At 60.3% G+C, this 26,562-nt stretch carries 25 protein-coding genes; 15 read left to right on the top strand and 10 right to left on the bottom strand.

The features are described 5' to 3' along the window. Positions 1-44: 44 nt before the first annotated feature. The 3 genes from O9H32_RS07040 to O9H32_RS07030 all read right to left on the bottom strand — a co-directional run bounded on the left by O9H32_RS07040 (position 45) and on the right by O9H32_RS07030 (position 2,402). Positions 45-1,079: a hypothetical protein gene (locus tag O9H32_RS07040; protein ID WP_269865206.1), complete on the bottom strand. Its 1,035-nt coding sequence runs from the start codon at positions 1,077-1,079 to the stop codon at positions 45-47. A 57-nt stretch (positions 1,080-1,136) separates the two neighbouring features. Beyond that, positions 1,137-1,916, bottom strand: a complete 780-nt coding sequence (locus tag O9H32_RS07035) for an RNA polymerase sigma factor (RefSeq protein ID WP_269865205.1) — start codon at positions 1,914-1,916, stop codon at positions 1,137-1,139. A 186-nt stretch (positions 1,917-2,102) separates the two neighbouring features. Then, positions 2,103-2,402, bottom strand: coding sequence for a DUF2573 family protein (locus O9H32_RS07030; RefSeq protein WP_269865203.1), 300 nt, complete (start codon positions 2,400-2,402; stop codon positions 2,103-2,105). Positions 2,403-2,487: 85 nt separating this feature from the next. Here O9H32_RS07030 and O9H32_RS07025 point away from each other — a divergent pair, with 85 nt between their 5' ends. Next, positions 2,488-3,348 (top strand): alpha/beta hydrolase family protein, encoded by an 861-nt coding sequence (locus O9H32_RS07025; RefSeq protein WP_269865202.1) that lies wholly within the window; start codon positions 2,488-2,490, stop codon positions 3,346-3,348. A gap of 175 nt (positions 3,349-3,523) precedes the next feature. Here O9H32_RS07025 and O9H32_RS07020 read toward each other — a convergent pair whose 3' ends face one another. Next, positions 3,524-4,207 carry an MOSC domain-containing protein gene (locus tag O9H32_RS07020; protein ID WP_269865199.1) on the bottom strand — a complete coding sequence of 228 codons (684 nt, stop codon included), beginning with the start codon at positions 4,205-4,207 and terminating at the stop codon, positions 3,524-3,526. A 188-nt stretch (positions 4,208-4,395) separates the two neighbouring features. Then, entirely contained in the window at positions 4,396-4,644 is a 249-nt protein-coding gene (locus O9H32_RS07015; RefSeq protein WP_269865198.1) for an aspartyl-phosphate phosphatase Spo0E family protein, read from the bottom strand. A gap of 434 nt (positions 4,645-5,078) precedes the next feature. On the opposite strand from O9H32_RS07015, the gene O9H32_RS07010 reads away from it, so the two are divergent. From O9H32_RS07010 to O9H32_RS06995, 4 genes are all read left to right on the top strand, one after another. After that, positions 5,079-6,695 (top strand): FAD-dependent oxidoreductase, encoded by a 1,617-nt coding sequence (locus tag O9H32_RS07010; RefSeq protein WP_269865196.1) that lies wholly within the window; start codon positions 5,079-5,081, stop codon positions 6,693-6,695. Beyond that, positions 6,692-7,024, top strand: coding sequence for a 4Fe-4S dicluster domain-containing protein (locus tag O9H32_RS07005; RefSeq protein WP_269865195.1), 333 nt, complete (start codon positions 6,692-6,694; stop codon positions 7,022-7,024). Before O9H32_RS07010 ends, O9H32_RS07005 begins: the two co-directional genes overlap by 4 nt. Before the next feature lie 367 nt (positions 7,025-7,391). Beyond that, a complete protein-coding gene (locus tag O9H32_RS07000; protein ID WP_269865194.1) occupies positions 7,392-8,936 on the top strand; it encodes a DEAD/DEAH box helicase in 1,545 nt (514 codons plus the stop codon). Between the two features lie 15 nt (positions 8,937-8,951). After that, on the top strand, positions 8,952-9,500 hold the full coding sequence (locus O9H32_RS06995; protein WP_269865192.1) for a hypothetical protein: 549 nt from the start codon (positions 8,952-8,954) through the stop codon (positions 9,498-9,500). A gap of 286 nt (positions 9,501-9,786) precedes the next feature. Here the strand turns inward: O9H32_RS06995 and O9H32_RS06990 are convergent, their stop codons facing one another. The 3 genes from O9H32_RS06990 to O9H32_RS06980 form a co-directional block, all read right to left on the bottom strand. Continuing rightward, positions 9,787-11,277 carry an MDR family MFS transporter gene (locus O9H32_RS06990; RefSeq protein ID WP_269865191.1) on the bottom strand — a complete coding sequence of 497 codons (1,491 nt, stop codon included), beginning with the start codon at positions 11,275-11,277 and terminating at the stop codon, positions 9,787-9,789. A 31-nt stretch (positions 11,278-11,308) separates the two neighbouring features. After that, positions 11,309-11,734: a MarR family winged helix-turn-helix transcriptional regulator gene (locus O9H32_RS06985; RefSeq protein WP_269865190.1), complete on the bottom strand. Its 426-nt coding sequence runs from the start codon at positions 11,732-11,734 to the stop codon at positions 11,309-11,311. Positions 11,735-12,057: 323 nt separating this feature from the next. Further along, positions 12,058-13,707: an FAD-dependent oxidoreductase gene (locus tag O9H32_RS06980; RefSeq protein WP_269865189.1), complete on the bottom strand. Its 1,650-nt coding sequence runs from the start codon at positions 13,705-13,707 to the stop codon at positions 12,058-12,060. 224 nt (positions 13,708-13,931) lie between these two features. On the opposite strand from O9H32_RS06980, the gene O9H32_RS06975 reads away from it, so the two are divergent. From O9H32_RS06975 to O9H32_RS06960, 4 genes are all read left to right on the top strand, one after another. After that, positions 13,932-15,155, top strand: a complete 1,224-nt coding sequence (locus O9H32_RS06975; protein WP_269865188.1) for an S-layer homology domain-containing protein — start codon at positions 13,932-13,934, stop codon at positions 15,153-15,155. A gap of 235 nt (positions 15,156-15,390) precedes the next feature. Further along, the gene (gene ilvA / locus O9H32_RS06970) at positions 15,391-16,662 is read left to right on the top strand and encodes a threonine ammonia-lyase IlvA (RefSeq protein ID WP_269865187.1); all 1,272 of its coding nucleotides are present in this window, start codon (positions 15,391-15,393) and stop codon (positions 16,660-16,662) included. Positions 16,663-16,667: 5 nt separating this feature from the next. Next, positions 16,668-16,856, top strand: coding sequence for a hypothetical protein (locus O9H32_RS06965; protein WP_269865186.1), 189 nt, complete (start codon positions 16,668-16,670; stop codon positions 16,854-16,856). 291 nt (positions 16,857-17,147) lie between these two features. Continuing rightward, positions 17,148-17,678: a DUF4253 domain-containing protein gene (locus tag O9H32_RS06960; RefSeq protein ID WP_269865185.1), complete on the top strand. Its 531-nt coding sequence runs from the start codon at positions 17,148-17,150 to the stop codon at positions 17,676-17,678. Here the strand turns inward: O9H32_RS06960 and O9H32_RS06955 are convergent. After that, complete coding sequence (locus O9H32_RS06955) at positions 17,675-18,910, bottom strand: serine hydrolase domain-containing protein (protein ID WP_269865184.1); 1,236 nt, start codon at positions 18,908-18,910, stop codon at positions 17,675-17,677. The two genes, O9H32_RS06960 and O9H32_RS06955, sit on opposite strands and share 4 nt — an antisense overlap. Before the next feature lie 253 nt (positions 18,911-19,163). Here O9H32_RS06955 and O9H32_RS06950 point away from each other — a divergent pair, with 253 nt between their 5' ends. After that, positions 19,164-19,739 carry an RNA polymerase sigma factor gene (locus O9H32_RS06950; RefSeq protein ID WP_269865183.1) on the top strand — a complete coding sequence of 192 codons (576 nt, stop codon included), beginning with the start codon at positions 19,164-19,166 and terminating at the stop codon, positions 19,737-19,739. Continuing rightward, positions 19,714-20,547: a hypothetical protein gene (locus tag O9H32_RS06945; protein WP_269865182.1), complete on the top strand. Its 834-nt coding sequence runs from the start codon at positions 19,714-19,716 to the stop codon at positions 20,545-20,547. The genes O9H32_RS06950 and O9H32_RS06945 overlap by 26 nt, the downstream gene beginning before the upstream one ends. A 521-nt stretch (positions 20,548-21,068) precedes the next feature. On the opposite strand, the gene O9H32_RS06940 is transcribed toward O9H32_RS06945, so the two are convergent. Next, positions 21,069-22,373 carry an aminotransferase class I/II-fold pyridoxal phosphate-dependent enzyme gene (locus tag O9H32_RS06940; RefSeq protein ID WP_269865181.1) on the bottom strand — a complete coding sequence of 435 codons (1,305 nt, stop codon included), beginning with the start codon at positions 22,371-22,373 and terminating at the stop codon, positions 21,069-21,071. A gap of 226 nt (positions 22,374-22,599) precedes the next feature. On the opposite strand from O9H32_RS06940, the gene O9H32_RS06935 reads away from it, so the two are divergent. From O9H32_RS06935 to O9H32_RS06920, 4 genes are all read left to right on the top strand, one after another. Beyond that, on the top strand, positions 22,600-23,355 hold the full coding sequence (locus tag O9H32_RS06935; protein WP_269865180.1) for a DeoR/GlpR family DNA-binding transcription regulator: 756 nt from the start codon (positions 22,600-22,602) through the stop codon (positions 23,353-23,355). 164 nt (positions 23,356-23,519) lie between these two features. Next, complete coding sequence (gene kduI / locus O9H32_RS06930; protein ID WP_269865406.1) at positions 23,520-24,353, top strand: 5-dehydro-4-deoxy-D-glucuronate isomerase; 834 nt, start codon at positions 23,520-23,522, stop codon at positions 24,351-24,353. Between the two features lie 253 nt (positions 24,354-24,606). Continuing rightward, positions 24,607-24,807 carry a heavy-metal-associated domain-containing protein gene (locus O9H32_RS06925; protein ID WP_014370947.1) on the top strand — a complete coding sequence of 67 codons (201 nt, stop codon included), beginning with the start codon at positions 24,607-24,609 and terminating at the stop codon, positions 24,805-24,807. Positions 24,808-24,954: 147 nt separating this feature from the next. Beyond that, a complete protein-coding gene (locus O9H32_RS06920) occupies positions 24,955-26,538 on the top strand; it encodes a DUF5050 domain-containing protein (protein WP_269865178.1) in 1,584 nt (527 codons plus the stop codon). Positions 26,539-26,562 lie beyond the last annotated feature (24 nt).

The following is a 26,562-nucleotide window of genomic DNA, read 5'->3' as shown; positions in this document are numbered from 1 at the left end:
CTAATGCCGATAGCGGCGTGCCGGTGGGCCTGGGCTCAGCGCCCTTACCGCCGCTGCTTACCGCCCGCCGGTGCGTCCGCATGCAGCGCGGCCCGCAGCTCCTCCAGCAGCGCTACGCCTTGCGCTTCGGCCGATTGGGCTTCGCGCAGCAGACCGGCGGCCTCAGCCGCAACCGCGGGATCGTTCGGCGTTCCCCCCTGCGGGAAAGGAAAGAGCGGCAGCAGGCCGGCCAGCGCACGGTGAACCCGGCGGTAGTGTCTTTCCGCTTCGCCGGCAAGGCGCCGGACCGTCCCGTGCAGCGGGGAATCCCCGGTCCAGACGTCCGCCAGCCCGCCGAGGAACGCTGCGGCATGGAAGCGGGCATCGCAGACGACAGCGGCATTGTAAGCGTTGCCCATTGGGCTGACGTTCCCGCTGCCGAGGGCTTCGATCCAGGCGTCGTAGCCCGCCAGCCCGTTACGGTGAGAGCATGCGTGCTCACCGTTGTCGTCTTCTTTGGCGTGGCGGATGATCATATTCAGTGCTCCGGGCAGCATAGCCCGCCGGTCCAGCGTGAGGGGAAGGGGCTCTTCTATCGTCAGGACGAATAATTCGCCGATCCGGCCTCTGCCGAGAAGGGTATAGGGCAGCGTCCCGTCCTGCTGCACATCCCGGGCCTGGAACTCCCGCTTCTCGTCATCGTAGCCATACAGGACGCCGAACTCGGGAATGAAGAGATCCCACGCGATGGCGGGGATGCCGCGGTCAATGCTCCGCTGGGCGAGCACCAGTGCCTTCTCCAGCTCATCGTCGGTCGGCGGCGTCAGGGGGGCCGACTCGGCGCAGGCGCTGCGGTAGCCCAGCTGGGCCAGGCCCTCCGAGAAGAGGCGCTGCCAAGGGAACGAAGTAGGGCCGGCCACATCCACATTGGCTGGATTGATATTGATCCGGAAGGCGTGGGAGGTATATCCCATGACCTCGGTCAGTGTCAGTTCTCCCCGGTCCGTATACCGGACCACATTCCAGATCGCTTGGGCGGCGCTGGTCCACGTCATGCAGGGGGGCGTTTGCTCCTGGGTTTCCTTTAATGTAACTTCCATTAGTATCCATCATCCTCTCCATTGGGATTAGCAAGAACAGTGCTCAGTCGGGGTCATTCAAAAAATAAGCTTGCCTGCATCCAGAGAGCGCCGGGGAGGGCAGCCGCGGTCCCGGCGCGCCTCCGTATACTGGCTGATCCGCTGGTCCAGCCGGGCCTCCCGGAGCTTCTGACGGGAGCGGGAGAGAACCTTGTAGATGGCGGCCGTGGAACTGCCGAAGCGCGTGGAGAGCTGGGACGGAGACAGTTCTTCGAGTACGGCGGCTTCCAGGATGCAGCGCTCCTTCGGTGTCAGGCAGCCGAGCAGCCCCATCACCGTATCCAGGGTTTCCCGGCGCAGCAGGGACGCCTCCGGCAGAACGTAGGGCTGCTCCGGATCCGCATGCTTGCCGGACTGTGCATGGAGCCGGTCGAGCAGTCCGGCTTCCTCTGCCGAAGCGCCGGCGCCAGAATCTCCGCCGCACATGGAGGCCAAGGGCTGCTCCTTGGCGTAAGGCCCGCCGCGGCGCAGCTTCATATAAGCCTCGTTGCGCACGATCCGCTGCAGCCAGGGGACGAAGCGGCTGGGGTCCGCGAGCGTACCGAGGCGCAGGAAGGCGCGCAGCATGGCCTCCTGGACGATATCCTCCGCCAGGTGGGCGTCCCTTGCCAGGGAGCTGGCGAGACGGTAAGCCTGCGTGCGGTGCCGGTGCATCAGCTCGCCGAAGGCTTCCGCATCCCCGTGCCGGGCCCGGTCCAAGAGGGCGCCGTTCTCTTCTTCGGCAGAGGCTGAGGAGACCGAAGCCTGCTCCTCTCGCTCCGCTGTCTGCTCTTCCTTTGAGTCCGATACGGTCCGCATCGCGATTCCTCCTTCCCGTCTGTTTTGGCTCCTGTAGGGATAGATGCCGACGGCCGCATGATTCTGACAGCTTTTTCGCGGCGGTATGAAAAAAAGACCGGAATGCGTTTGCTTTTCCGGTCTGAGGGTATGTATGGTGTAGGGCTGGCTGTTCGGTACAGGCACAGAGGTACAGGGATGCTCCAATCAGGATTCCTGAGCGGCCGCGGATCCCGATCCTTCCTGTCCGTCCTGCGGTTTCTGATTATCCTCCTTCAGCTTCTGGTTCAGGCTGCGGACTTCTTCGAACAGCGTCCGCATCTCGGCTTTGATCCCGGGATGAAGCTGATTCCAATGGCTGGTCAGGGCCGGCATCGTTCTGTGAATATGGCTGTATACCGCCCAGATCTTGATCTTCTCGATATGCTCGGCGGAAGTGTCGCCGATGAGCAGCTCGCTGAATTTGGAGACAAGGCCTTCGAATTCGTCGAGGGCTTGAGGGTTCATAATGAAAGACCACCTTTCGTTCCGGTCATACTAATTCCTAGTGTACTGCCGGGGCGAGGGGATGTCAAAAGCAGGGGGGCTTGGGATGCATACGGAAACGATCGAAGAAACCGGGGCGGCAGCAGGTCTGTCGGACGGCACGCTGATTCGCCGCGAGGAGATCCGCAGCCCGGTCAAAGGCATTGGGCTGCATCTGCTCACCTATGCCAGTCAAGGACTGCAGGTCAAAGGCTACTTGGCGGTTCCGCAGGGTGGGGTTCCCGTGCCGGGACTGATCTTCTGCCGCGGAGGGATCCGCAAAGTGGGCATGGTGCGCAAGCGCCGCATTCTCTCGATGGCCCGCCGCGGCTATGCGGTCTTCGCGCCGTTCTACCGCGGCAACGAAGGCGGAGAAGGACGCGAAGACTTCGGCGGGGAGGACCGCCACGACGTCTGCGGCGCGATCTCGCTCGTCCAGTCGCTTCCGGAGGTGGCACCCGGTCCCGTCCCGCTGATCGGCTTCTCGCGCGGGGGACTCATGGCGCTGCTCGCCGCACGGGAGTGCGACCAGGCGGGCCCCGTCGTCGCCTGGAGCGGCGTCAGCGACCTCTTCGATACGTACGAAGAGAGGGTCGACCTGAGGCGGATGCTGAAGCGGGTCGTCGGCCATCCGCGCAAACAGGCGGAAGCGTACGAGGACCGGTCGCCGGTGTACTGGATCGGGGACATCCGCGTACCGGTGCTGATCGTGCACGGCACGGCGGACACGCAGGTAAGCGTGGAACAGGCCCGCAAGCTGGGGACCGCGCTCGAAGCGGCAGGCAAGGAATACCGGATGGAACTGTATGACGGGCTTGACCACCGGTTTCCGAAAGAAGAAGACGAGCGGGCGCTCGATGCCGTATTCGCCTGGATCACGGACAAGCTGGCGGAGGGCCGCCGGGAGTTGGAGAAGAGCCGGGCCTGATGGAGCGGCTCTTCTGAACTGTGGCCCTGCTGCCCAGGGCGGTGTGCAGCGCAAGGGCTCGCGGTGCTCTGGAGCCTGAAGCAAAGGCCCGCTCTGTCGGCGCATCAGCCATGGATGGTTAGGCCAAGAGCCCTGCGAACCGTAGCAGGGCTCTTGGCGCTGGCTGCGGAGCAGCTTACGAGGAGCTACCGTACAGCCGGGCGTCGGAATCCGGCCGGCTTCCCGCCAGCCGGTTCTCCAGCGTCTTCCGCCAGCTCACCGACAGGGCGGGAACCTCCAGCAGTCCGGCGGCCCCTTCGAGATCGCCGGGGTCCCCATGCATAATGCGGTTGGCCTCGGCTACCGGCCATGCCGGATAAGGCCGCTCAACCAGCGGAAGCGGGCTTGGCGCCTCTATGTTCCCTTCTTCCAGCACGCGGAAATACCATCCAGTGAAGCCGGACCGCTGCATGAGCAGCGGCATATCGGTCCGCCCGTAGCGGACCGACAGCTTGAAGCAGGGCTGGCGCGGCTGGCTGATCTGTACGAGGGCGGAGCCGAGCCGGAAGATATCGCCGATACAGACCGATTGTTCGTCGAGACCGCGCAGGGTTAAGTTCTCACCGAAAGCGCCATAGGGCAGAGGCTGCTGCAGTTCCTTTTCCCAATACGAGTAATGACCGTAAGGATAGACGCACAATGCTTTGTCCCGTCCCCCGTGGTGCACGAGGTCCCCTTGACCGTCGCCTTCCACTCCTTCCCGTCGCAGCGGCAGACTCTCGTGCACGGGCGACTTGCGAATGCCTGTGATCACTTCGCGGTCGCGGTAATCCAGCTTCTCGGGCAATGCGATATTGAGCGCAATGATTTGAGCTTCCATTGGGCGGACTCCTTCCTCAGGCAGAAGCAGTGATGGTCTTGCATGCCTTCATTGTATAGGGAATGGGGAGAAGCGACCATACTTTTTCTATTATGGTAACTAGAGGTGAATGTCTGAGCATAACAAAAAAGGCCCTGCGATCTACAGGGCCTCTTCTGTGGGAGAGCGCCTCCCCCTGGGCGGGTGCGTCAGCCTACTTCGGCCGCCACTTCTTCGAGCAAACCGGCGAAGTGCCAACAGCCCGGGCGTACCGAGCCGCACCGCCGCGACGGGCGGGCGGCTTTAAGCATCTTTTGAAGGTACACCACGGCCGTATCCATCTCCTGGCTGAGTTCGACGACAACGGGGTCCGACAGCCGGAGTCCGAAGGTGGTGATCAGCTGTTCAATGCGGCGGTGGTTGTGGGAGATGATATACTCGGCTTTTTCGACGTTCATAGAGATACCCGCCCTTCATCTATATATCTTTAGTATCGGTAATTGGTTTCTTTAGGAATTTTATCGGATGGGGGGAATGGATTTTTAATAGCATTTTTGCAAGGTCTTTCGAATCATTGCAGATTTTCCTGCTTCTGGCTTTACTGAGGGGAGTTGTCGGCCAAGAAATCAGGGGGATTGACAGACGCGGCGAGGGGATGCTAAAATCCTTTTATTCCTATGAATGAAGTATGAATTATAATACGACTCTACCAGACACCTGGAGACATCGGCCGATCGGCGGGATGTCTCTTATTTATATCCCCTCCCTTAAGGAGGGGATAGAGTGGATGGCGGACAGCGCCCACCGTTTGTACGGAGGCACCCTTTGAACTGGAGGGGGCCTCTTTTTTTTGTTATGACTCGCTTGGACTTCCTGAAGGAGGATGAGATGGATGACGATAACCGGAGCAGAAGCAAGAGAGAGGGCAGGCCTGCGGCTGGAGGGGGACGTGCTCGTAATCGGGGGCGGACCTGCGGGGACTTGGGCGGCCTTGACGGCGGCCTCTTCGGGAGCCAAAGTGGTGCTGGCCGATAAAGGCTACTGCGGCACAAGCGGCGCAACGGCCCCGTCCGGGACGGGCGTATGGTATGTGCAGCCCGAAGCGAAGGCGCGGGAAGAGGCGAAGCTGAGCCGGTATGGACTCGGAGGCCAGCTAGCGGACAATAGCTGGATGAACCGCGTGCTCGAGCGGACTTATGAGAACATGAACCGGCTGAGCGGCTTCGGTTACCCGTTCCCCAAGGACGAGCAGGGCCAAGCCTACCGCCGGGGACTGCAGGGACCCGAGTACATGAAGCTGATGCGCAGGCTTGTGCAGAAAGCGGGCGTGACGATCCTGGACCATAGTCCCGCCCTGGAACTGCTCGGGGACGATCATGGCATCGGGGGGGCCCGGGGCGTCCGTACCCAGACCGGAGAGAGCTGGGAGGTGCGGGCCGGAGCTGTTATTATCGCTACCGGCGGCTGCGCCTTCCTGAGCAAAGCGCTCGGCACCAATGTGCTGACCGGGGACGGGTACCTGCTCGCGGCGGAGGCCGGAGCTGACCTGTCCGGCATGGAGTTCTCGAATGCCTACGGCCTCTCGCCGACATTCTCTTCCGTGACGAAGACGGCGTATTACCGCTATGCCACCTTCTATTATGAGGACGGGACGGAAGTGGAAGGGGCGGGATCGACGCGCGGCCGGTCGGTGATCGCCCGCCAGCTGCTGCAGAACCGGCAGGTCTACGCGCGTCTGGACAAGGCGCCGGAGGAGGTCAGGCCGCTGCTGCGCGTAGGGCAGACGAACTTCTTCCTGCCATTCGACCGGGCGGGCATCGACCCGTTCACGGATCTCTTCCCGGTGACGCTGCGCCTGGAGGGCACGGTACGCGGTACGGGCGGGATCCGTATCGTGGACGAGAGCTGCGCCACGGAGGTGCCGGGGCTCTATGCGGCCGGGGATGCGGCTACACGGGAACTCATCTGCGGGGGCTTCACCGGAGGCGGCAGCCATAATGCGGCGTGGGCGATGTCCTCGGGTTCCTTCGCCGGCGAAGGGGCGGCCGCCTATGCCCGCAGCCTGGGACCGCAGGCCGGCCGGCGCGAGCTCAGAGGCCTGTCCTCCACGACGCTGACCGCGAAGAGGACAGGAGAGCATCCGAACCGTGCAAAAGAGCATGTCCGCGCCGTACAAGAAGAAGTCATGCCATACGACCGCAACTTGTTCCGCACGGAAGCGGGTCTGCAGGGATCGCTCGGACGGCTTGACGAGGTATGGAGCGATATCCGCAGCGGTGCGGCGGAGCTGGGCACATCCGCGGTCGGCGCGCGCGAAGCGGCCGCTATGACGGCCACGGCCCGCTGGATGTACCGCTCCGCGCTGGCCCGCACCGAAACCCGGGGCATGCACAAGCGCGAGGACTTTCCCGAGCTGGACAGCCGCCAGCAGTACCGGCTGCGCTCCGGCGGGCTCGACCGCGTATGGGTCCGGCCCGAACCGCTCGGGAAGGAGGCGGTCGTGCAGTGATCGAGCTTATCAGCGAGTCCCGCTGCGTCCAGTGCAACCGCTGCGTGGACGTATGCCCGACCAATGTCTTCGACAAGGGGGCGGATGGCGTCCCTGTCATCGCCCGGCAGAGCGACTGCCAGACCTGCTTCATGTGCGAGCTGTACTGCCCGGCCGACGCCATGTACGTCTCGCCTGACGCCGAAGCGGCAGCGGAAGTGACCGAAGAGGCCCTGGCTGCCCAAGGGCTGCTCGGCGGCTACCGGGAGAAGGTGGGCTGGGGACCGGGGCGCAAGCCCGTATCGGCCCACGAGTTCATGTATCAGCTCGCCTTGAAGTCGATTCCCTGAGGGAATTGTGCTCGCGTGCTTCTGGAGAATGGGCATTTGTCCGGACTTCTGCACACCAGGGTTACGTTGAACGAAGGATAACGAGTGAAGTTCATCTTGGAAGAGGGATGCCGTGCGGCGCCCTCTTTTTTGCTGCCTGGACAGCGGTACGGTGGGGCTGTGCCTGTTCCGGTAACGGCCCGGCAGCCGGACGGGAGGGCGCTGCCTCTGCTCCGGATCAGGGCCTGGCGATCCGCGGATGCCTTTTTTTGTATTCCTTCCTGCCCCTTTCTCGCGCCCATCATATCCCCCTTTGAGCCCCGGCGAGAAAAACCTTCCCGATTTTGGTATACTAGGAGCATGGCAAGGAAAGAGAAGGGATGATGGCATGACTACGGGATTCGCATCTTTACATATTAATCCCCATTACGTGAACCGGCTGGAGGAGCTCGAGATCACCGAGCCTTCGCCGATCCAGGCGGACGCGATTCCGCCGGCGCTGGCGGGCAAGGACCTAGTCGCCCAGTCGCAGACAGGCACGGGCAAGACGCTCGCGTATGTGCTGCCGGTGCTGCAGAAGTTAGATGAGAACCTGCGGGAAGTGCAGGCGCTGGTGCTGGTGCCGACCCGCGAGCTCGGGATGCAGATCGTACAGACGGTGGAGCAGCTGACGAAGGGCACGGGTCTTCGCGTCCAGCAGCTCATCGGCGGAGCTTCCATCGACCGCCAGATCGAGAAGCTGCGGACGAAGCCGCAGATCGTCGTCGGCACGCCGGGCCGGGTACAGGAGCTCGTGAAGCAGCGCAAGCTGAAGCTGCACGGCATCAAGACGGTGGTCGTGGACGAAGTCGACCAGGTGTTCGAGCTCGGCTCCATGCAGGATGTGGAGGCGCTGTTCAAGGGCATGCTGCGCGACCGCCAGCTGCTCTTCTTCTCCGCGACGTTCCCTCCGCCGATCCAGGCGGTCATCGACCGCTGGATGAACGAGCCGGAATACGTGCGGGTGAATCCGGCGCAGCGAACCTCGGAGACGCTTGAGCATGTGTACTTCGTGAGCGAAGAGCGCGAGAAGATCGATACGCTCCGCAAGCTCGTACGCCTGTATAATCCGCGTGCGGCGATTGTCTTCATCAACGAGACGGACAACATCGGCGAGGCGGTATCGAAGCTGCAGTATGCTGGCTTGTCGGTCGAAGGACTGTACGGCGACTCGTTCAAGCAGGAGCGGGCCCGTACGATGCAGGGCTTCCGCGCCGGCCGCTTCCAACTGCTGCTTGCCACCGACGTGGCTGCCCGCGGCCTGGATCTGCCGCAGGTGACGCACGTCATCAACCTGGATCCGGCGATCGACGCGGATCATTATGTGCACCGCGTGGGCCGGACGGGCCGGATGGGCCGCAAAGGGATGGCCGTGTCGATCATCACGCCGAGGCAGCAGTTCATTATGGAGAAGTTCGAGAAGGCGCTCGGCATTACGATCGAACGGCGCATGATGTCGCACGGCCGCCTGATCGATCCCGAGCAGGAGCGCGCGATCCGGCAGGAGAGCAGCAAGCGCAAGCTGGTTGAGCGGCGGGTGCCGGGCGAGGGCGGTGCGCGGGAAGCGCGCGTGTCCCGGACCGGAACCCCCGCCGAGTCGGCGGGAGCGCCGCGGGCCGAAGCGCGGGCAGCCGCGCGGACCGAAGGGCAGGCGGATCCGCGGACTCCCGGTGCCCCGCAGGGCGCGGGGGCAGGGCAGACCGGCACGGCCAGGCGGTCCGAGGTCCGGAGTGCCGGGAGCACACCGGCTGCGAAGCCGGCAGGAGCGGCAGCCCGCGGGCCGCGGACTCCGCAGCCGGCGCCGGACAAGCGCAAGGCCGACCGGGAGCGTGACCGCAAGAACAAAGGCGCTCCGCGCTGGCTGAAGGAGAAGCAGGACAAGCCGAAAGCCTAGGGGGGCGCAGGAGCCATGAGGGTACTGGTGAGGACATTCTTCCTGGCGGGAGTGCTGCTCGTGTTCGTTGCAGCGCTGCTCTTATGGTTCGTGCGGCCGCAGCAGCCGCTGGATCTGACGTACTCGGAGCTCCCGCTGAAGGAGAAGGCGGCAGACATGATCCGCAGCCGGAAGCTTGAGGTGGTCCTGACCGAAGGGGAAGTGAACGATCTGCTGAAAAAGGCGGTGGCCGCCAGGCCCCAGGTATCTCCGAACGTGAGAATGACTGGTGCCGCCTTCCACTTGGAAGGGGCCGCCTTGTCCGCTGACGTAAGGCTGCTCTACCGGGACCGCTGGGAGGCGGAGGGGCGTCTGTATTTTGACCTCGTCTGGCAGGATCCCTATCTTACCGCCGTCCACACCGGGACGGAGATCCGGGGATTCCGTCTGCCAGCGGGCATGTGGGAGCTGGACCCGCTGCAGGCCGAGCTCAACAGCTATTTGCCGCAAGCGGCGTCCATCCGTGATCTCCACTTCGAAGAGAAGGGCGTCCGCGTGGGCTTCCGGCTCCGGAAGCCGTTCTGACCGCCGGTGTCCCCGGGCGGCCTGTAGTCCGGCTGGGAATGGTCTCATCCGCAGTCGCACCTGCCCCGGCACTCTGTATGCCAACCCAAAGAAGAAGCCTGATCCCCACTTGGGAATCAGGCTTCTTCTTTTTGGATAGATAAGAATGTATATCTCGCCAGGGCTCGATCCTGTAATCTTATCTATTTTATAAACGCGCATCGTCCTTAAAGGACGATGCGCGTTTATCTTAGCTGGACTAAGCGTCCCGGCTGGTTTAGCCGTATCGAATGCTCTGCACAGCCGCTTATGCCTTCTGCAGGCCGCCTTTGGGTATCCGCTTGCCCTTGCCGCCTTGGCTGTCCTTGCGGCGCAAAATCAGCGTGAACGGCAGGCCGATCAGCACGACAATGGTGGCTACCCAGTACACATCGTTGACGCTCATCGTGAAGGCCTCAGGACCGATCGCCGTCTGGGCTACGGCACCGCTCTGGGCCAGATCGGCCGAGTGCACGTTGACCCGGGATGCCAGCATCGAGGTGAACAGGCCGATGGAGAACGACCCGAGGCCCTGACGGATCCAGTTGTTGACCGAAGAGGCATGTCCCGAGAGCTCCCGGGGGATGACTTCCATCCCCGCGTTCGATGCGGGCATCGTGGACAGGGCAATGCCGATGTTGCGGACGGTCATCCAGAGGATGATATACGTGTGCGATACGCCGACCGACAGATGCGCCATAGCGAGTGTGCCTACCGCCATCAGAAGGATGCCCGTGATCACGAGCGGCATCGGGCCGATCTTCGTGTACAGCTTGCCGGTGATCGGCATGAAGATCGCCATAGCGAGCGAAGCCGGAAGCAGAATGAGCCCGGTGTCGAGCGCGCTGACGTGCTGGATGTTCTGGAGGAACACCGGCGTGAGGTAAGTGCCCGAATACAAGCTGACGGTGATGATGCAGCTAAGAATCAAGGTATACGTGAACCGGGGATACTGGAGCACCTTCAGATTCAGCAGCGGCTCCGCCACACGGTTCTCCCGGCGGACGAAGAGGACCAGCGAGAGGAGGCCGATGCCGATCAGCGACAGCGTCTGCCAGGACGTCCAGCCCCAGGCGTGCGCATTGCTGAACGCTACGAGCAGGGAGGCGCTGCTGAGGACGACGGTAACGAAGCCCGACAGATCGAAGGTCTTCGGCTGCGCCATCCGGTAGTACGGGATGTTACGCATGGCGACATAGACGGCAATGAGGCCGAACGGCAGGTTCATCAAGAACAGCGAGTGCCAGTCGAACAGCTGGATCAGCCAGCCGGCGATCGTGGGGCCGAGCGCAGGGGCGAGCATGGCCGACAAGCTCCACATCGAGATGGCGAACGGCTGGCGATCCTTCGGAATGACCTGATAGATGATGGTCATCGTCGTCGGCATGACCATGCCGCTGAAGACGCCCTGCAGAATGCGGAAGGCGATCAGCGACTCGATGTTCCACGCGGCGGCGCAGAGGCCCGACATCAGCGTGAAGCCGACCAGCGCGAGGACGTAGAGGCGCTTGGTGCTGAAGCGGTCGCCGAGGTAGCCCGTGATCGGGGCGATGATCCCTGTAGCGAGCATGAAGCCGGTCAGGGTCCACTGGACCATATCGAGACCGGTGTCGAAGTCTTCCATCAATACGGGAATCGCCACATTAATAGTAGAGACGCCGAGGATGGCCAGGAACGAGCCGAAAAAAATACCGATCATGACCGGCCAGAACGCAATCGACTTGTCCCGGCCCTCAAGCGGGGGAAGCGGGGTAGACATGGGTTGATCTCTCCTTTTGTATGGCAGTGCCTTATTCTCGATATTCCATGGCTTTGCGGAGCAGCCGGGTCAGCTCGGCCGTCTCGGCGGCGTCCAGTCCCTTCCACATCCGCCCGACCTGGACCGCCGCCTTCTCATCGAGCTCCTCCAGGGCCTCCAAGCCCCTCGGGGTAATTCGCAGCTGTACGACCCGCCGGTCGGACTCCAGCGGGACCCGTTCGGCGAAGCCGCCGGCCACCAGCTTGTTGGCCAGGTTGGTGACGGCCGGCATCGAGATCTGCAGCGTATCGGCGATCTCGGAGGAGCGGCGTATACCGTCGGCACGAAGCACCTCCAGCACGTAGTACTGCTGGCTGGAGAGATTGCTGCGCAAAGCGCTGCCGATATCCGCGAACCAGCGGCGCATCGTCAGCCGGGTCCATTTTTCGATCTCGGAGCGGGAAGAAGGTTCAAGCATGCAGGGGAAACCTCCAGATTCTCAAGGCTGCAGGGGACGCGGTGTCCCCTAATGTATTAACCTTTTAATAGTTCATTGATTGAATAATTTAAGGTTTGAACTAATTGATTGTACTGCAGGCAGGGAAGCTCTGTCAAAAACAAGAAAAACGGCTTCGCATCCCTTTGAAAGGACGATGCGCGTTTATTAAAAAATAGCAGATTACGGGGTCGAGCTCAGGCGAGATATACATTCTAGGATCGCTAAAAAAGGCTCCACACCGCTCTATACAGTATGAGCGATGCGGAACCTTCGGTATTCCTTGGAAATCCCTTGAATGCTGCTTATTTCTTCCTTTTTTGAATATAGGATGGATATACGATCTCCCCGGTATCGAGCTTCGCGATCTCCTCTGCGGTCCAGCCTTCGATCTTGCTGCGGCCGGTAACGCCGGTAAGCTTGATCGCATACTTGCTCGCCAGGTAGGCGTGCAGGGCCGGCATATCCGCTTCGCCCACGTCCCGCAGCGTCTTCTTGCCTTGAATCTGTCCGAGAATTACGCCGATGGACTCGGCCGCGAGACTCGTGTTCGGCTGGATCCGCGCACTGCCGTAAGCGATGGCGGAGGAGCCGACGTTCTTGCCGGCGAGAATGACGTTGTCATAGTTCTTCAGCAGGAAGCTGCGCAGCGGCATCCCGTATTTGTCGGGGCGGCCCATCTCGATGCCCCATTTGTTCGCGGAGGTTCCTTGGAGATCCAGCGGATAGCCGCCGATCGAGACGTTATCCCAGAACATCCTGGCTCCGAGCATATCGGACACCTTCAGCACATAATCCGTTTCGTAATGATTGTATTCGCGGATATACGGATAGCTCGGATAGCCGTTCAACTCAGCATGCTCCCACCCGGTGATGTTGCGGCGGAAGTGCTCCAGAAGCAGCGGCATCTCCTTCTTGCCCAGCTCCATGGCTTCGGCTACGGACTGGTCATCGGCGGGATTCACCGTGTAGACGAGGAAGGCATTGATGAGCACCTCGCCGTCCCGCTGGTGCACGGCATTGAAGCCCCGCAGGAACAGCCTGTCGCTGGACGGCTTGTACTTCGAGGTCATGCCCGAGAGACCGATGGCATAGCTGTGGTCGACGGAGCCGTAGCCGTATTTGGCGCTGCGCTCCTTGGGTGTCATGGCCTCGAAGCTGCTCTGGAACTTGGCCCAGTCGACATTCTTGAACTTCATCATATACCCGGCGCTCATGTACTCGATGTCCTTCTGGCCATAGAACGCTTCGAGGCCAGGCATCCGTACGGCGCCCTGGAGCTTCGAGACGATCGCGGCGTAATCGGTGTTCTCCACGAAGTAAGCGGCCGTAAGGCGCTTCTTGGCGCCGTCCTTTGTCGTGTAATCGAGACTCGCCAGCTTGCTCTCACCGCCGAACTTGCCTGCGGTCAGCCGATGGGCATCGATCTTCACGCCCTGCTCCACCGGTATGTCCTTCTTCAATTTGTCAAAATACTGCCCGAATTCGGACAGCTTGCGGATCTTGCCCGCCCGGAATCCGTCGAAGAGCTCCTTCGCCCGTCCCTGGACCATCAGCCGGTGCTGCTCATCCCGGGTTTCGTCGAGGAAGAGCATCTCGCCTTGGAGCACCTGCCCGCCGAAGGCCGGCCGGGGATCGATGATCTTGACCTTGAGACCCTCATCCGCTGCGGCGCGCGCCAGGTAGAGCCCTTCGAGCTCGCTGCCGATCACGGCGATGTCGACTTTCTCCTCCGGAAGATCCGCTTCCTTGGCCGTACCGGCCGAATCCATTTGTCCGTCCGGCAAGGTTCCCGCCGTTCGGCCGCCGTCGCTCTGCCCCTTTACCGAAGGTTCGGCCGCGGTCTGCGGAGGGCTGCTGCCGAACCGCCCGGACATCACCGAAGCTACAGCGGCCACAGCCACCAAGGCGAGCAGGAGCAGTCCGACGGTTAACATGCTTCTTTTTTTCTTCATTGCTGCCGTTCCACGCTCCCCTTACTCGCCAAGCCTCCGACAGAGCGGCGCTTGGCGTATCTGAAGACCAGTCTAACATTTTTACGGTACCCGATCAAAAGCACCCCCCAAAAGCATTCCGCCCCGGCGAAATCCTGTAGTATAGCACGGAACACTTCGCGAAGGTCGTTCTGAATCAAGTTCCATCATACTTAACCCCAACTTCATATAAGAGGAGAATGACGATGAAGAAGACATTCAAGAAGTCCGTTATTTCCGGTTTGACCCTGGCCATGGTACTGGGGGGTTCTACTGCGGCTTTTGCCGATTCCAAGGGCAAAGGGCATGAGAATGATAATAAGCATAATGACAAGACATGGAATGTAAAGGCTTCCAAAGATGTGAACGTCAACATTAAACTGAGCTTCGACGATCTCAAAGGCTCCGACGTCGAATGGGCTCAGCGTTACATCGCCTCCCTGGCCTCCAAGCAGGTATTCGAAGGTTACGAGGACGGCACCTTCCAACCGCGTAAGACGATTACCCGTATCGAGGCGATTACCGCAGCTGTCCGCTTGATGGGCCTGCGCGACCAAGCCGAATCGGCGGAAGCGAAGTCAGCCGACCTCAACTTCAAGGACAGCGACAAGCTCGAAGCGAAATATCCTTGGGCGGTGGGTTACGTATCGGTAGCGCTGCAGAACGACCTCTTCACCGAGACGGATACGATGGTGCAGCCGGAGAAGGAAGCGGACCGCCTGTGGGCGACGACGCTGCTCGTCAAAGCGCTGAAGCTGCAGGGTGAGGCGAAGACGAAGATGAACGCGAAGCTGCCTTACAAGGATGCGTCGCAGATCCCGGCCGGTGCGGTAGGCTATGTCGCCGTAGCGATCGAGAAGAACCTCATTGACGGCTACGAGGACAACACGTTCCGTCCGAACAAGCCGGTCACCCGTGCCGAGCTGGCTGCCCTGCTCGACCGTACAGGCACCCAGCTGCCGGATCAGGCATCCGTCAAAGGGACCGTTACGGCAGCCGTAAGCAACAACGTGATCGGTGTGAAGCTGTCGAACAACACGACGGTGAATGTGGAGCTGGATGCAGGTGCGTTCATCTTCCGCAACGGCGCACGTGTAGCGGCATCCGCGCTGCTGGCCGGCGACCAGGTGATGATCCGTACGTATAATTCCAAAGCAATCTACGTCGAAGTGACGAAGCTGGCGAACGGTACGACAAACCCGGTTTCCGACTTCAGCGTAACGGGCACCCTGAACAGCTACACGCTGAACAACCAGGGCGAGATTGCCACCGTGAGCATCAACCAATCGGTGAATGGCGGGACGCAGACGGCCGTCTACAATGTATCGAACAATCTCTACATCTCCGGGGACCTCAGCCTGCTCGTGAACGGCCGTTCCATCGAGCTGAGAGGCAAGAATTCCGTAGTGAACACGCTCATTATCCAATAAGCTCCAGTTGGATAGAGACGGTTCTCTCCCTATAGAATAGGCAGAACTGCCGGGAACAGCCTTCTTCCGGTGCCGCTTAGGCACCCGGGGAGGGCTGTTCTGCCATGTCAGGGGAAATGGGCACCGGGAATCGGGCGGAAAAGGTGGACACGGGGAGGGTTCGGTGTATAATGAATAGAAATTCGCATGAACCGACATCTACATGAAATATGGAACGGCTGGAGGAACCCGCGTTATGAACGAATCCGCTCACATGAATCCGAATCCCATCAAACTTGAAGATATCCTCGTAGCCAGCCATGTGCTCAAGGACGTCGTACAGCATACCCCGCTGCAGAAGAACTTTATCCTCTCCGAACGCTACGGCTGCAATGTCTATCTGAAGCGGGAGGATCTGCAGGTCGTGCGCTCGTTCAAAATCCGCGGCGCCTACAATATGATCCGCGGTCTCTCTCAGGAGCAGCTGCAGAAGGGCGTCGTCTGCGCCAGCGCGGGCAACCATGCCCAAGGCGTGGCCTACTCCTGCAAAGCACTGGGCATTCCGGGACACATCTTCATGCCGGCGACGACACCGAGGCAGAAGATCTCGCAGGTGAAGCTGTTCGGCGGGGCTTTCGTCGAAGTGGTGCTGACAGGCGATACGTTCGACGATGCGCTGCGCGAGGCAGTGGCTTACGGCCAGCGGGAAGGCGTCGCGTTCATCCATCCGTTCGACGACCACAAGGTAGTGGCCGGGCAGGGAACCGTCGGCCTCGAGCTGATGAACGACCTGCGGGAGCAGGTGGACTTTGTCTTCGCGGGTATCGGCGGCGGAGGCCTGATCTCGGGCGTCGGCAGCTACGTCAAGAGCATCTCGCCGCAGACCCGGGTGATCGGTGTCGAGACGACCGGCGCCCCGTCGATGACCCAGTCGCTCCAAGCGGGCGAGGTCGTCACGCTCGGCGAGATCGACAAGTTCGTGGACGGCACCGCGGTGAAGCGGGTCGGCGAGCTCACGTACGGCATCACCCGCAGCGTCGTTGACGACATCGTCGTCGTGCCCGAAGGCAAGGTATGTACGACCATCCTCGAGCTCTACAACGAGAATGCGATCGTGGCGGAACCGGCTGGCGCACTCACGGTTGCCGCCCTGGAGTTCTACCGCGAGCAGATCGCCGGCAAGACGGTCGTCTGCATTATCTCCGGCGGCAACAATGATATTGACCGGATGCAGGAGATCAAGGAGCGCTCGCTGATCTACGAAGGACTGAAGCATTATTTCATCGTGAACTTCCCGCAGCGCGCCGGCGCCCTGCGCGAATTCCTCGAATATGTGCTCGGCCCCAGCGACGATATTACGCGCTTCGAGTACACGAAGAAGACGAGCAAAGAGAACGGGCCCGCGCTGGTGGGTATCGAGCTCAAGCACAAGGACGACTACGGCCCGCTGACCGAACGGATGATCCAGCGCGGCCTGCAGTTCAGCGAAATCAACAAGGATCCGAATCTGTTCAATCTGTTGATCTGACCGGATTGGGTCCAGCGTGCAGGGAGGATGAACGAGGCATGCCGATCGACGAGAAGCAGGAACCGGTAACCGATACGCTGCTGGAGGACTACGAGGAGTATCTCGATGACGACGATGACCGCTGGCGTCCCGGCGGGCTGCACGGCGCCTGCCGCGACCGCAATGCGGCGCTGCGGCGGCGGCGGTTGATGTAGGACATTTGGCAGCAGAAGACCCTTCCGGCAGATGGAGCCGGGAGGGTCTTTGTTGGTTAGACGACTTAGGGATGGGAGAACAGAAATGACGACGTGGACAATGACGATGTGGATCGCCCTAACGTTCATCGTTTGGGGCGGTGCATGGCTGATCGGATATATGAAAGATCATCATGGCTGGAGCGGTAAGGATGGCCATGTCCTGCCGGGAGCCTCACGGCGTTCCGGCGCGGGTCGCCCGAGTTTTTTGCCGGGAAGGGTGAGATACGTACGATAGAAGAAGGCGCGAAGGTGCTGAAGCAGCTGAGCGGTGAAGAGCCGGCAGCCTATGTGACTAAGGCGTGGTATGGCAGTAACCGGAACACGGGCTGCCTGTCGGTCATCGCGGACCATGCCGAGGCCCTGCGCTGGGTCTACGGGCTTCAGGCTAAGCTCGGGCCGGGACTGGTGGCCTTCGCGGGAACCAGGCATTACGCCTCTCATCGAGAGGGGAGGAAAGGTACCGAAGTGGTGATCGGCCCTGGCAGCGATCCATTCGCCATCGTAGAGCATGCGGGAACGGACGCGGGCAACTACGACATGACGACGGAAGAAATTATCCGCAAGCTGAAGTCGTTCCATGCTCGCTATGGTATCCGGATCTTGGAAGCTTCCAATGATACGGTAGGCTTCGATCTTCTGCACATCCCGGATGATCTCCCGGCCTTCTGCCAGGAACTATACGAATTCTGCCCCGATATTGTCGATCAGGGCGTGGGCAGCCTGGAGGCATTAGAAGAGCTGATCGGTGAAGCCGGCTATCTCATATTGTGGTGGGATTAAGGCGCAGGCTTGGGCTGGGCGCCGAAGGCGGACATCGCGATCCGCAGCCCGAGCTTGTTCTCGCCGGCTCCCTTGGCATCTGTCGAATTCACGGAATAGACGACACGCCGCTCGAGATCGCGGGTGGCGAACATGCCGTTCGCGTAGCCGGGCCTCGCCCCCGTCTTGCCCCAGAAGGCGATGCCCTGGATGACGGCGCGGGACATTCCCATGCTCATCGTCGCCGGCCCCGCATCCTTACCGTCCGCACTCCATAGGGGTACTTCCGGTACGGTGAACATATGCTCCAGCTGAGCTGCAGGAACCACATGCCCGCCGAATAGCGCAGTCATGAAGCTATCGAGGTCCGAGGTGGTGGAGATGATCTGACCGGCGGCCCAGGTGAACGATTGGCTGCCTTCGGTCACATCCTCGAGCTGCGTCACGCCGTCTTGCTCTACCGCTTGGTACCCCATGGCGTGCGTCCCGAGGATCCGGATATCGCTGCCCGGCAGGTAGGTGTCATACAAGTGGAGAGGAGCAATGATGCGGGACTCCACTTCCGTTTCGTAAGTGTTCCCCGTGATTTCCTCGATGAGCAGACCGGCCAGGAAGTAATTGATATTGACGTAATGCTGCCGGGTTCCCGGCTCGAATTCCATGGGCTGATTCACGGCCAGCCCTACGACCTCCTTCGGGGTCCAGTGGATGCCCGGCAGATCCGATTCCTTGATACCCTCGGGCAGCTTGGGGCTGGGAAGGCCGCTCGTATGATTGAGCAGCTGGCCTACCCGGACGGGCGGATAAGCTTCGGGCAGCAGGCCCGGCAGATAGGTCTGGATCGGCTGCTCCAGATCGACCTTGCCTTCGGCGGCGAGCTGGAGAACGACGGCCGCGGTGAAGACCTTGGTGATACTGCCGATGCGGAATCGCCCGTCCGCCCGGGCGGGCGTCTTCGTGCGGATATCCGATACGCCCGAGGCTCCCATCCAGCTCTCCGACGGGGTTCCCACGAAGACGAGGGCCGCCGTAGCATCCTTATTGGGCAGCCCGGCCATGGCTCGGCTCACCAAGGCAAGGTCCAGCGCGGGCAGGACGGTCTTGCCTGCTTCCTTGGAGGCGGGGATATTGCTGCCTTCATTGCTGCCGGCGGGTGCTGCAGCAGGGGCGGCGGAAGCAGCAGGCATGGAGACACCGACAGCGCTTACAGCGAGTATGGCGGAAAGCAGGGAAGATATTATCGTTTTATTCATATTCTCATCTCCTCTTCGGTACCTTTTCCTCCATTATGCCGTCCGCAGAAGGAATACAAAACAGCCGAAGGTCCGACAACGGGCTGGACCCCAGACGGGGATAGAGCCGTGGCCCAGGCGAACGAAGGTCAAGCCGCAGGGAGCAATACGGCTTGGTCTTTTTTGTGCTGCCTGTCACTATGTCACATTCTGGGTGCGCCGGGAGTTATATAAGGTGAAGCTTGGTTCAAAAAGAGAAGGGAGGCGGCCAAGGATGGAGCCGGGAGACGAATGGGACGTGGACGGGCTGCTTGCGAAGGTGCGGGGAGGCCAACCGGATGCCTTTGCCGGGGTCATCGGCAAGTATCAGCGGCGAATCCATAGATTCTGCTATTGGATGCTCGGCGACCGGCTGGAAGCGGAGGATGCCCTCCAGGAGATTTTCTTCAAAGCGTATCTTCATCTGGAGTCGTACCGGTATGACGGCTCGTTCGGCACGTGGCTGTATGCTATCGCTTCGAACCACTGCCGGAGTCTGCTCCGGCGAAAGCAGCGCTGGCGTCTGCTTATGCCTTTGCTCGGAGGCCGATCCGAAGAGAAGAGTGCCGAAGCGGTATACAGCGGAAGCGCAGAGAGCCAGCTGGAGCTTCTGCAGGGGCTGTCCGCCAAGGAGAAGGAGATCCTGATTCTCCGGGTATTCGAGGACCGGTCCTTCGAGGACATCGGCCGGTTGCTGGGATCGAGTGCGGCTGCCGCACGCAAGCGGTTCGAACGGGTGAGAGCCAAGGTGAAGGAGCAGAGAATACGGGAGGGGGAAAAGGGATATGGGCATCGATACGAACTGCAATGAGCTGGAGAAGGAGCTGCGAAGAACCGAACTGCCGGAGGTCGATGTCACGGACCGCGTCATGCGGAGAATACATGCCCTGCACTCGCATAGGGATGGCCTGAATCCCTCAGCTGGCGTGACGCGCGGGCTGGGCCGGACTACCCGCAGGGCAGGGGGGATAGCGCTGGGACTTCTGTTGATAGCCGCAGTAACGGTAAGCGCGGCGGCCGTATACGAGACCCGCTGGAACGGCATCCCGGTCAAGGTGACGGAGAGCGGCGAGAGTCCTGCGCAGCCGGGGAAGGAGGGACCGGTGCTGAGGGAACTTCTGCGGGAGGTGCTCGAGAACCGTTCGGCAGCCTGGAAAGCAGTGTCACTGGAGGAGGCCAGACGGTCACTTAATCCTTATCTGCGGCCGTCTTCTCCGGGCGAGGCGCCTCTTCGTTCGTTTGCTGTCGTACCTGCGGCTGCCGGGCCCGGGAGTGGAGCGGCACCGGGTTCGCCGAAGGAGGCTCCGTGGCTCGGCGGGGTCTATGATCTCTATGAGCAGGGAGGCGAGTGGACGGTGGTCCGGCAGAGTCTGGATCTGCCTATGACCCAAGCCGTCCGGAAGTCGCATACGCTATCTATGAACTATGTCGGCGGGTGGGAGAGAGTGATCGAGACCGACCGACAGCTGGGCCTGTTCCTGGCTGCCGAAGGAGAGAATCAGCTCCACCTGGCCTACAAGACGGGCGATGGGCAGGTTATCGTGCTGGAGCTGACCGGCAGCAGGGGCAAAGAAGAGTTGCTCCGGCTGGCGGAGAGATATACGGGGGCGGGGGAATAAAGCGCTCCTGTCCCAAGAGCACGACAAGCGGCATTCCTGAATTTTCGGGGGATGCCGCTTGGGCTGTCTGCGCCTGCTCCCCGGCAGAGTAGAAGCGGCCCCCCTGCCGGTTCTGCATAGCCTGAAACTGCCTAAAGCCGTTTGTATGTCTAGCGGCCGCCGGCCAGCAGCTCCCGGACGATGTTCTTGTGAGCGAAATGGTCGTCCGGCCTACGGCAAGCACGGCATAGGTGTAGAAACCGGGGTGTGCTAGGGGAGACAGACAGGGCAGCTTCGGGGAATGCACCGTTGAACCGTGCAAGCTGCAAGCAAGCTGGCCGTAAGTTCCAAGGCCGGAGACTTGCGGAGCGGCAGGAGAACAGCAGAAGCCCGGCTGGCTGCAGGGAGATTCTTTTGCAGCCCGCGCAGCAACCCTGCGCAACAACAAAAAAGGAGTAAAGGACGACGAGTCCTTTACTCCTTTTTGTTGTTATTCCGTTCGCACGTGACGGCTCATCTACCGGCCGGCCCGCTGCTATCGGCTACACCGATACCTTGCCGAGATCCTTCACGCCTTGATAGATCGTCTCGAAGAGCTCTTCGAGGTTCTCTTCTTCAATGCACGAGAAGGCGACGCGCAGGTCGGTTGCCCCGAGGGCGATCGTGCCGATCCCGTACTTGTCGAGCAGGTGGACGCGGAGCGTCTCAGCATCGACGGTCTTGAGCTGCAGGCACATGAAGTAGCCGGAGTTGAACGGGTAGTAGTCCCATACATCTCCGAATTTGCCGGAATCGAGCAGGGCTTTGACCTTGTTGGCGCGGCCCTTCATGATGTCGAATTTCTCCTGCTTCTGCTTCGGGAAGTCCGGGGACTTCAGGGCGTGCAGCACGAAGGTCTGTGAAGGGTGCGGACCGCTCGAGATCGTGGCGCGGATGATGCCCATCGTCTTCTGCTCCAGTGCGGCGAGCGTCGCTTCCGGTTGGCCGACATAGGTGATGAAGCCTACACGGAAGCCCCATACATATTCTTCCTTCGTCGCGCCGTCCACTTTGATCGACAGTACACGCTCATGCAGGTTAGAGAGGGCACCCGCAAGCGATTCCTGCAGGGATTTCTCGAAGAACAAGCCGAAGTACGCATCGTCTGTTACGGCTACGACGTTGATGCCGGCTTCCGCCGCTTCCTGGATGGCTTCGACGATGGACCGTCCTTCTTCGGCATCCGGCGTATAGCCTGTCGGGTTGTTCGGGAAGTTGAGGACGACGATGGCCTTGCCCTTGGACTTCTGCGCGAGGAGCGCTTCCTTCAGCGCTTCGGCATTGAAGCGGCGCCCGCTGTCGTACAGCGGATAGGTCACGATCTCCGCTCCGCGGCGGATGCCGAAGGTCAGCTCGTAATTCTCCCAGTTCTTGTCCGGGATCACCACGGCGTCGCCAGGGCCGGCGAACAGGTCGGCCACGATGCTGAGGCCGTGGGTCAAGGCGTTGGTCGCGATTGGGTTGCCAAGGCTTTTGCCCTTCAGCGACGGATTCTCTTCGATCATCTTCGCGCGCCAGGCGGTGCGGAGTTCCGGCTTGCCCGCCGGAGGGGCATATTCATAAATGTCCTTCGGGTTGTACGCGGACAGGGTATCTTGGATGACCTTCAGGTGCATAGGCTGGCCGTTCTCGAGCGCCGTACCGATCGTTGCGTTGAATTTCTTAGCCTTCGCCTTGGCTTCGGCGGATTGGCTCAGAATGCCCTCCTTTGGAAAATAAATCTGCTTCCCGAGATCGGAGAGCATGTCGTACACATGCGGAGCCTCCTTGGAAATCGTCTCATTCAGCTTTTGGGCAAGAGGGTTCATGACGGTCCATCCTTCCATCGATCTTCTGGATTTGTACTCGATTTTAACTAGCCCATATTATAGCACTTTAGCTGGGGAGCGTCACGGTCGTTTTGGCATTTATCATGGATTTGGGCTGCAAGCTGTGTTACCATAGGAGGCACTAGGGTGCGGTATGGTTCATTTGGGTTCATTTGAGAGTCCGGAGAGTCTGCTAGACCTAAGACGGAGAGGAGTGCGCTGGGTAGTGACAGCCATCAAACGGTACGAAAAAATCATGGAGCTGCTCATGGCGCACGGCGAGGTGTCGGTGGCGGATCTGGCCGCCCGGCTGGAGGTTACCGGCAAGACGATCCGCCAGGATCTCGAGAAGCTGGAGGAAAAAGGCCTGCTTCACCGTACCCACGGGGGAGCCGTCCTCGCGAACGAAGGGTATTCCGGGCTGCTCGGCAGCCAGCCGGCGACCGGCCGCCATTCGGATGAGAAGCACGGCACGGCCGTGGCGGCGCTGCGTTTTGTCGAACGGGGCGATATCATCGCGCTCGACAGCGGCAGTACGACGCTCGAGATGGCCCGGATGCTGGATAACGCGCCGCTGACCGTCATCACGAATGATCTCTATATTATCGCCGAACTGATCAAGAAAGATCAGATCCGGCTCGTGGTGCCGGGCGGATTCCGCAGCCGCAACATGCTCGTGAGCGAAGAGGCGGGCGCGTTCCTGCGCCGGCTCAATGTGCAGAAGGCGTTCCTGTCGACGACCGGCATCCATACGGAATACGGCTTCACCGTATTCACCCACTCGCATGTGGAACAAAAGCGGGCGATGATCGCTTCGGCGAAGGAAGCGTTCTGCGTGGCCGACCACAGCAAGTTCGACAAGGCGGCGCTCATGACCTTCGCGAAGCTGGGCGAGATCGGGACGATTGTAACGGACGAGGGACTGGCGGAAGACACGGCGGCGAGGTACGCGGCGGCGGGAGTACGGATTCAGCGGGGGTGAACAGCGGGATACCGCTCGGGCGGCAGCCGGGTTCTGACCGGCCGCTTGCTATGCTTAGATCGGTTCGAATAGGTTCACATATATTTTATTTGAACTGAAATGAACATTCGTATTATAATGAACTCATGAAAGCATTACATACCCGGGAGGAATCATTCATGTCTATGGAAATCCGTTATGCCACGAACCCGACAGAAGCCAAAACGTACGATACCGCGCGTCTGCGCAGCGAATATGTGATCGAGAGCCTGTTCGTAGAAGGCCAGCTCAACCTGGTGTACAGCCACGTGGACCGTTTCATTACGGGCGGCGTCATTCCGACGAGAGAGCCGATCAAGCTCGAAGCCGACAAGCATGATATGGGGGCGGACTACTTCCTCGAGCGCCGCGAGATCGGGATCATCAACATCGGCGCGGCAGGCAAAGTCACGGTGGACGGCACGGAGTACGCGCTGGACAGCAAAGACTGCCTGTACGTGGGCCTCGGCAACAAGGAAGTGCTCTTCGAGAGCGCGGATGCGGCGAATCCTGCCCGCTTCTACCTCAGCTCCACGCCGGCGCACAAGAACTACCCTACCCAGAAGGTCGCGATCTCCGAAGCGGAGCCGGCGCATCTCGGTTCGATCACGAACTCCAACGAGCGTACGATCTACAAATACATCCACCTGAACGGCGTACAAAGCTGTCAGCTCGTAATGGGCATGACGCTGCTGAAGCCGGGCAACATGTGGAATACGATGCCATGCCACACGCACAACCGCCGCTCCGAAGTATACCTGTACTTCGATATGCCGGAAGACGGCGTCGTGTTCCACCTGATGGGCGAGCCTACCGAAACCCGCCACGTGGTCCTGCGCAACGAGCAGGCCGTGATCTCCCCGAGCTGGTCGATCCACAGCGGCGTAGGCACAAGCAACTACACCTTCATCTGGGCTATGGCCGGTGAGAATCAAGAGTTCTCCGACATGGACCATGTGGCGATGCAGGATCTGAAGTAACATAGATGAAGTAGGGACCGTCGGCCATTTGGGCTGACGGTTTTTTTGGTTGCGGCGTGCTCAGAAGCAATCGCGCCGATTCACAGTAACCTACGGCGCACCGCTCAAGCTCAATTTCCTCACCGGGAACGTATCGGCAGATGGTGCAGGTACAGGTACCAATTCCTGTCCGACCCGATGAATGGGGAAGAGCCCTTCGAGCTACACTAAGGCATGGTGGAAAAAACAAGCAAGCCAAAGGAGCGAAGAACGAGTGAGTGAAGCCAGATTGAGGGTAGCGGGCATGACCTGCGAGAGCTGTGCGGATTCCGTGGAAGGTGCACTGCGGAATATCGGGGCCGAGGGACAGGTGGATCTGGCAAGCCAGACTGTACGGGTGGAATATGACGAAAGCCGTGTGGATATGAACTCGATCCGGGATGCTATTGAAGGGAAAGGCTACAGGATCGTATAAGGATTTTGCGAAGGGCCGTCGGTGCTTACACCGGCGGTTCTTTTTTTGCAAACTTCAATTCCGGCCCTGCCGAAACAAAAGCTCCAACGCCTGCGTCTGAAGTACAGCGAGATCAGGCGAAAGGAGCGAGATCAGGTGAAAAGCAAGATGACAATGACAATCGCAGCCACGGTAGTGGGGTTGAGTCTGGTCGGGTTTCCGAGCAAGGGCTGGGCGGAGGATTCCCATGTTACAGTTACACTGCCGAAGTTCACCGTGAAGTTCAACGGCAGCGAGGTAAAGAGTGAATATAGACAGTACCCGCTTCTGGTATACAAGGATATCACTTATGTTCCGATCACCTGGTATGACAGCCGGCTGCTCGGCCTGGAGACAGGGTGGAGCGCCCAGAAGGGGCTGAGCATCGGTAAAGGAAGCGTCACCTCCTCGTACGCGCCTTATGCCTCGGACACCCGCAGTCGTGCATCGGCGAAAGCCGCCGTACCCTTTTTCCCGGTAACGATCAACGGCAAAGAGGTGGATAATGCCAAAGAAGCGTATCCGCTTCTCCTATTCAACAACATCACGTACTTCCCGTTGACCTGGAAATTCGCTCATGACGAATTCGGCTGGGATTACCGCTGGGACGCCGTGGCGGGACTTTCGATCACTTCCGATAATCCGAAGGTGGAGGTCTTGAACCTTCCCGCATCGGCAGGGGAACAGGAAGTGGCTTTTTTCAAAGGGTATTATTATTACACCGAGCTCAAGGATAAGTACTATCACATCTACCGCAGCCCGGAAACGGACTTGAAGGCTCGAGAGCCGGTTTATTCCTATAAGGCCGATACGGGCTACGGGATCAACAAGTCGCTGAGGTTCCGGGTAGTGAAAGAGGAGCTGCATTTCTCTTACCACAGCGGCGGAGCCATTATGGGATCGGACGTATATGGCAGGGTGGGTCCGGATGGCAAGGGGAATGTAGAGCAACAGGGATATTTGGATTACAGGGAAACCTCCTTAGGAACGCTGGTGATCAGCCATGGAGTACCGCCGCAGGCGGGAGGATTGTACCTCATGCCCCAAGGAGAGCAGAGGACTTACGATCATGCCGCAGGGGATCCGAAGCTCTACTACGGCTGGCATATTTCTTCCAATGACGGTGGTCGTTCTTACAGCGGCGATACTTCAACTACGGTTATCGGCGATGAGGTGTATGTAATGGCTTCTCCGGACCCGGACCAGCCGGACCGCCTGAATCGAATCTACCGGGTCAATCTCAAGACGAACAAGACCGTACGCGTGGTGGACGCAGATGTGCAAAGCTTCAAGATTATCGATAACAAGCTCTATTATGTAAAATCCGGGGATCAACTTCTGTACTCAGCCCAACTGGACGGATCAGGCGAAGAGAAGCAATCCGATCAAGGAGTCCTGATGTTCGAGGTCGTGGACGGCAATCTGTTCTATACCTCACCAGGTACGCACGACACCCTGAAGTTATACAAGGCGGAATCATCCAGAGCGGACGAACTGGTGTTGGGGGATGGCATAGTCAGCGTCCAGTTCTTGAACGGCACCATTCTCTGCAACCTTGCCGAGGGAGGCGATTACGGACTCAAGATCCTGGGCGGCAGCGGCGAGCTCCGCTTAGCGGTGGCCGATGCGGTCGCCGGCGCATGGGCTTATGGGGATCGGCTCCTCTTCATCTCGGCGGCAGGCGGAGAGATCAAGGAACTGAAGCTGCCTTAAGAGTGAACAAGTAAGCCTACGTGC

Origin of the sequence: Paenibacillus caseinilyticus (genome assembly GCF_027533645.1) — a bacterium.
Taxonomy (GTDB): Bacteria; Bacillota; Bacilli; order Paenibacillales; family NBRC-103111; genus Paenibacillus_G; species Paenibacillus_G caseinilyticus.
Note: the sequence above shows the minus strand (reverse complement) of the source record. Positions and strands in the feature narration are given on the sequence as shown.

Excerpts from the sequence above, each read along its gene's own strand:
- O9H32_RS07040 (WP_269865206.1), bottom strand. The coding sequence starts at position 1,079 with ATGGAAGTTACATTAAAGGAAACCCAGGAGCAAACGCCCCCCTGCATG.
- O9H32_RS07035 (WP_269865205.1), bottom strand. The coding sequence starts at position 1,916 with ATGCGGACCGTATCGGACTCAAAGGAAGAGCAGACAGCGGAGCGAGAG.
- O9H32_RS07030 (WP_269865203.1), bottom strand. The coding sequence starts at position 2,402 with ATGAACCCTCAAGCCCTCGACGAATTCGAAGGCCTTGTCTCCAAATTC.
- O9H32_RS07025 (WP_269865202.1), top strand. The coding sequence starts at position 2,488 with ATGCATACGGAAACGATCGAAGAAACCGGGGCGGCAGCAGGTCTGTCG.
- O9H32_RS07020 (WP_269865199.1), bottom strand. The coding sequence starts at position 4,207 with ATGGAAGCTCAAATCATTGCGCTCAATATCGCATTGCCCGAGAAGCTG.
- O9H32_RS07015 (WP_269865198.1), bottom strand. The coding sequence starts at position 4,644 with ATGAACGTCGAAAAAGCCGAGTATATCATCTCCCACAACCACCGCCGC.
- O9H32_RS07010 (WP_269865196.1), top strand. The coding sequence starts at position 5,079 with ATGACGATAACCGGAGCAGAAGCAAGAGAGAGGGCAGGCCTGCGGCTG.
- O9H32_RS07000 (WP_269865194.1), top strand. The coding sequence starts at position 7,392 with ATGACTACGGGATTCGCATCTTTACATATTAATCCCCATTACGTGAAC.
- O9H32_RS06995 (WP_269865192.1), top strand. The coding sequence starts at position 8,952 with ATGAGGGTACTGGTGAGGACATTCTTCCTGGCGGGAGTGCTGCTCGTG.
- O9H32_RS06990 (WP_269865191.1), bottom strand. The coding sequence starts at position 11,277 with ATGTCTACCCCGCTTCCCCCGCTTGAGGGCCGGGACAAGTCGATTGCG.
- O9H32_RS06985 (WP_269865190.1), bottom strand. The coding sequence starts at position 11,734 with ATGCTTGAACCTTCTTCCCGCTCCGAGATCGAAAAATGGACCCGGCTG.
- O9H32_RS06980 (WP_269865189.1), bottom strand. The coding sequence starts at position 13,707 with ATGAAGAAAAAAAGAAGCATGTTAACCGTCGGACTGCTCCTGCTCGCC.
- O9H32_RS06975 (WP_269865188.1), top strand. The coding sequence starts at position 13,932 with ATGAAGAAGACATTCAAGAAGTCCGTTATTTCCGGTTTGACCCTGGCC.
- ilvA (WP_269865187.1), top strand. The coding sequence starts at position 15,391 with ATGAACGAATCCGCTCACATGAATCCGAATCCCATCAAACTTGAAGAT.
- O9H32_RS06955 (WP_269865184.1), bottom strand. The coding sequence starts at position 18,910 with ATGAATAAAACGATAATATCTTCCCTGCTTTCCGCCATACTCGCTGTA.
- O9H32_RS06950 (WP_269865183.1), top strand. The coding sequence starts at position 19,164 with ATGGAGCCGGGAGACGAATGGGACGTGGACGGGCTGCTTGCGAAGGTG.
- O9H32_RS06945 (WP_269865182.1), top strand. The coding sequence starts at position 19,714 with ATGGGCATCGATACGAACTGCAATGAGCTGGAGAAGGAGCTGCGAAGA.
- O9H32_RS06940 (WP_269865181.1), bottom strand. The coding sequence starts at position 22,373 with ATGAACCCTCTTGCCCAAAAGCTGAATGAGACGATTTCCAAGGAGGCT.
- kduI (WP_269865406.1), top strand. The coding sequence starts at position 23,520 with ATGGAAATCCGTTATGCCACGAACCCGACAGAAGCCAAAACGTACGAT.
- O9H32_RS06920 (WP_269865178.1), top strand. The coding sequence starts at position 24,955 with ATGACAATGACAATCGCAGCCACGGTAGTGGGGTTGAGTCTGGTCGGG.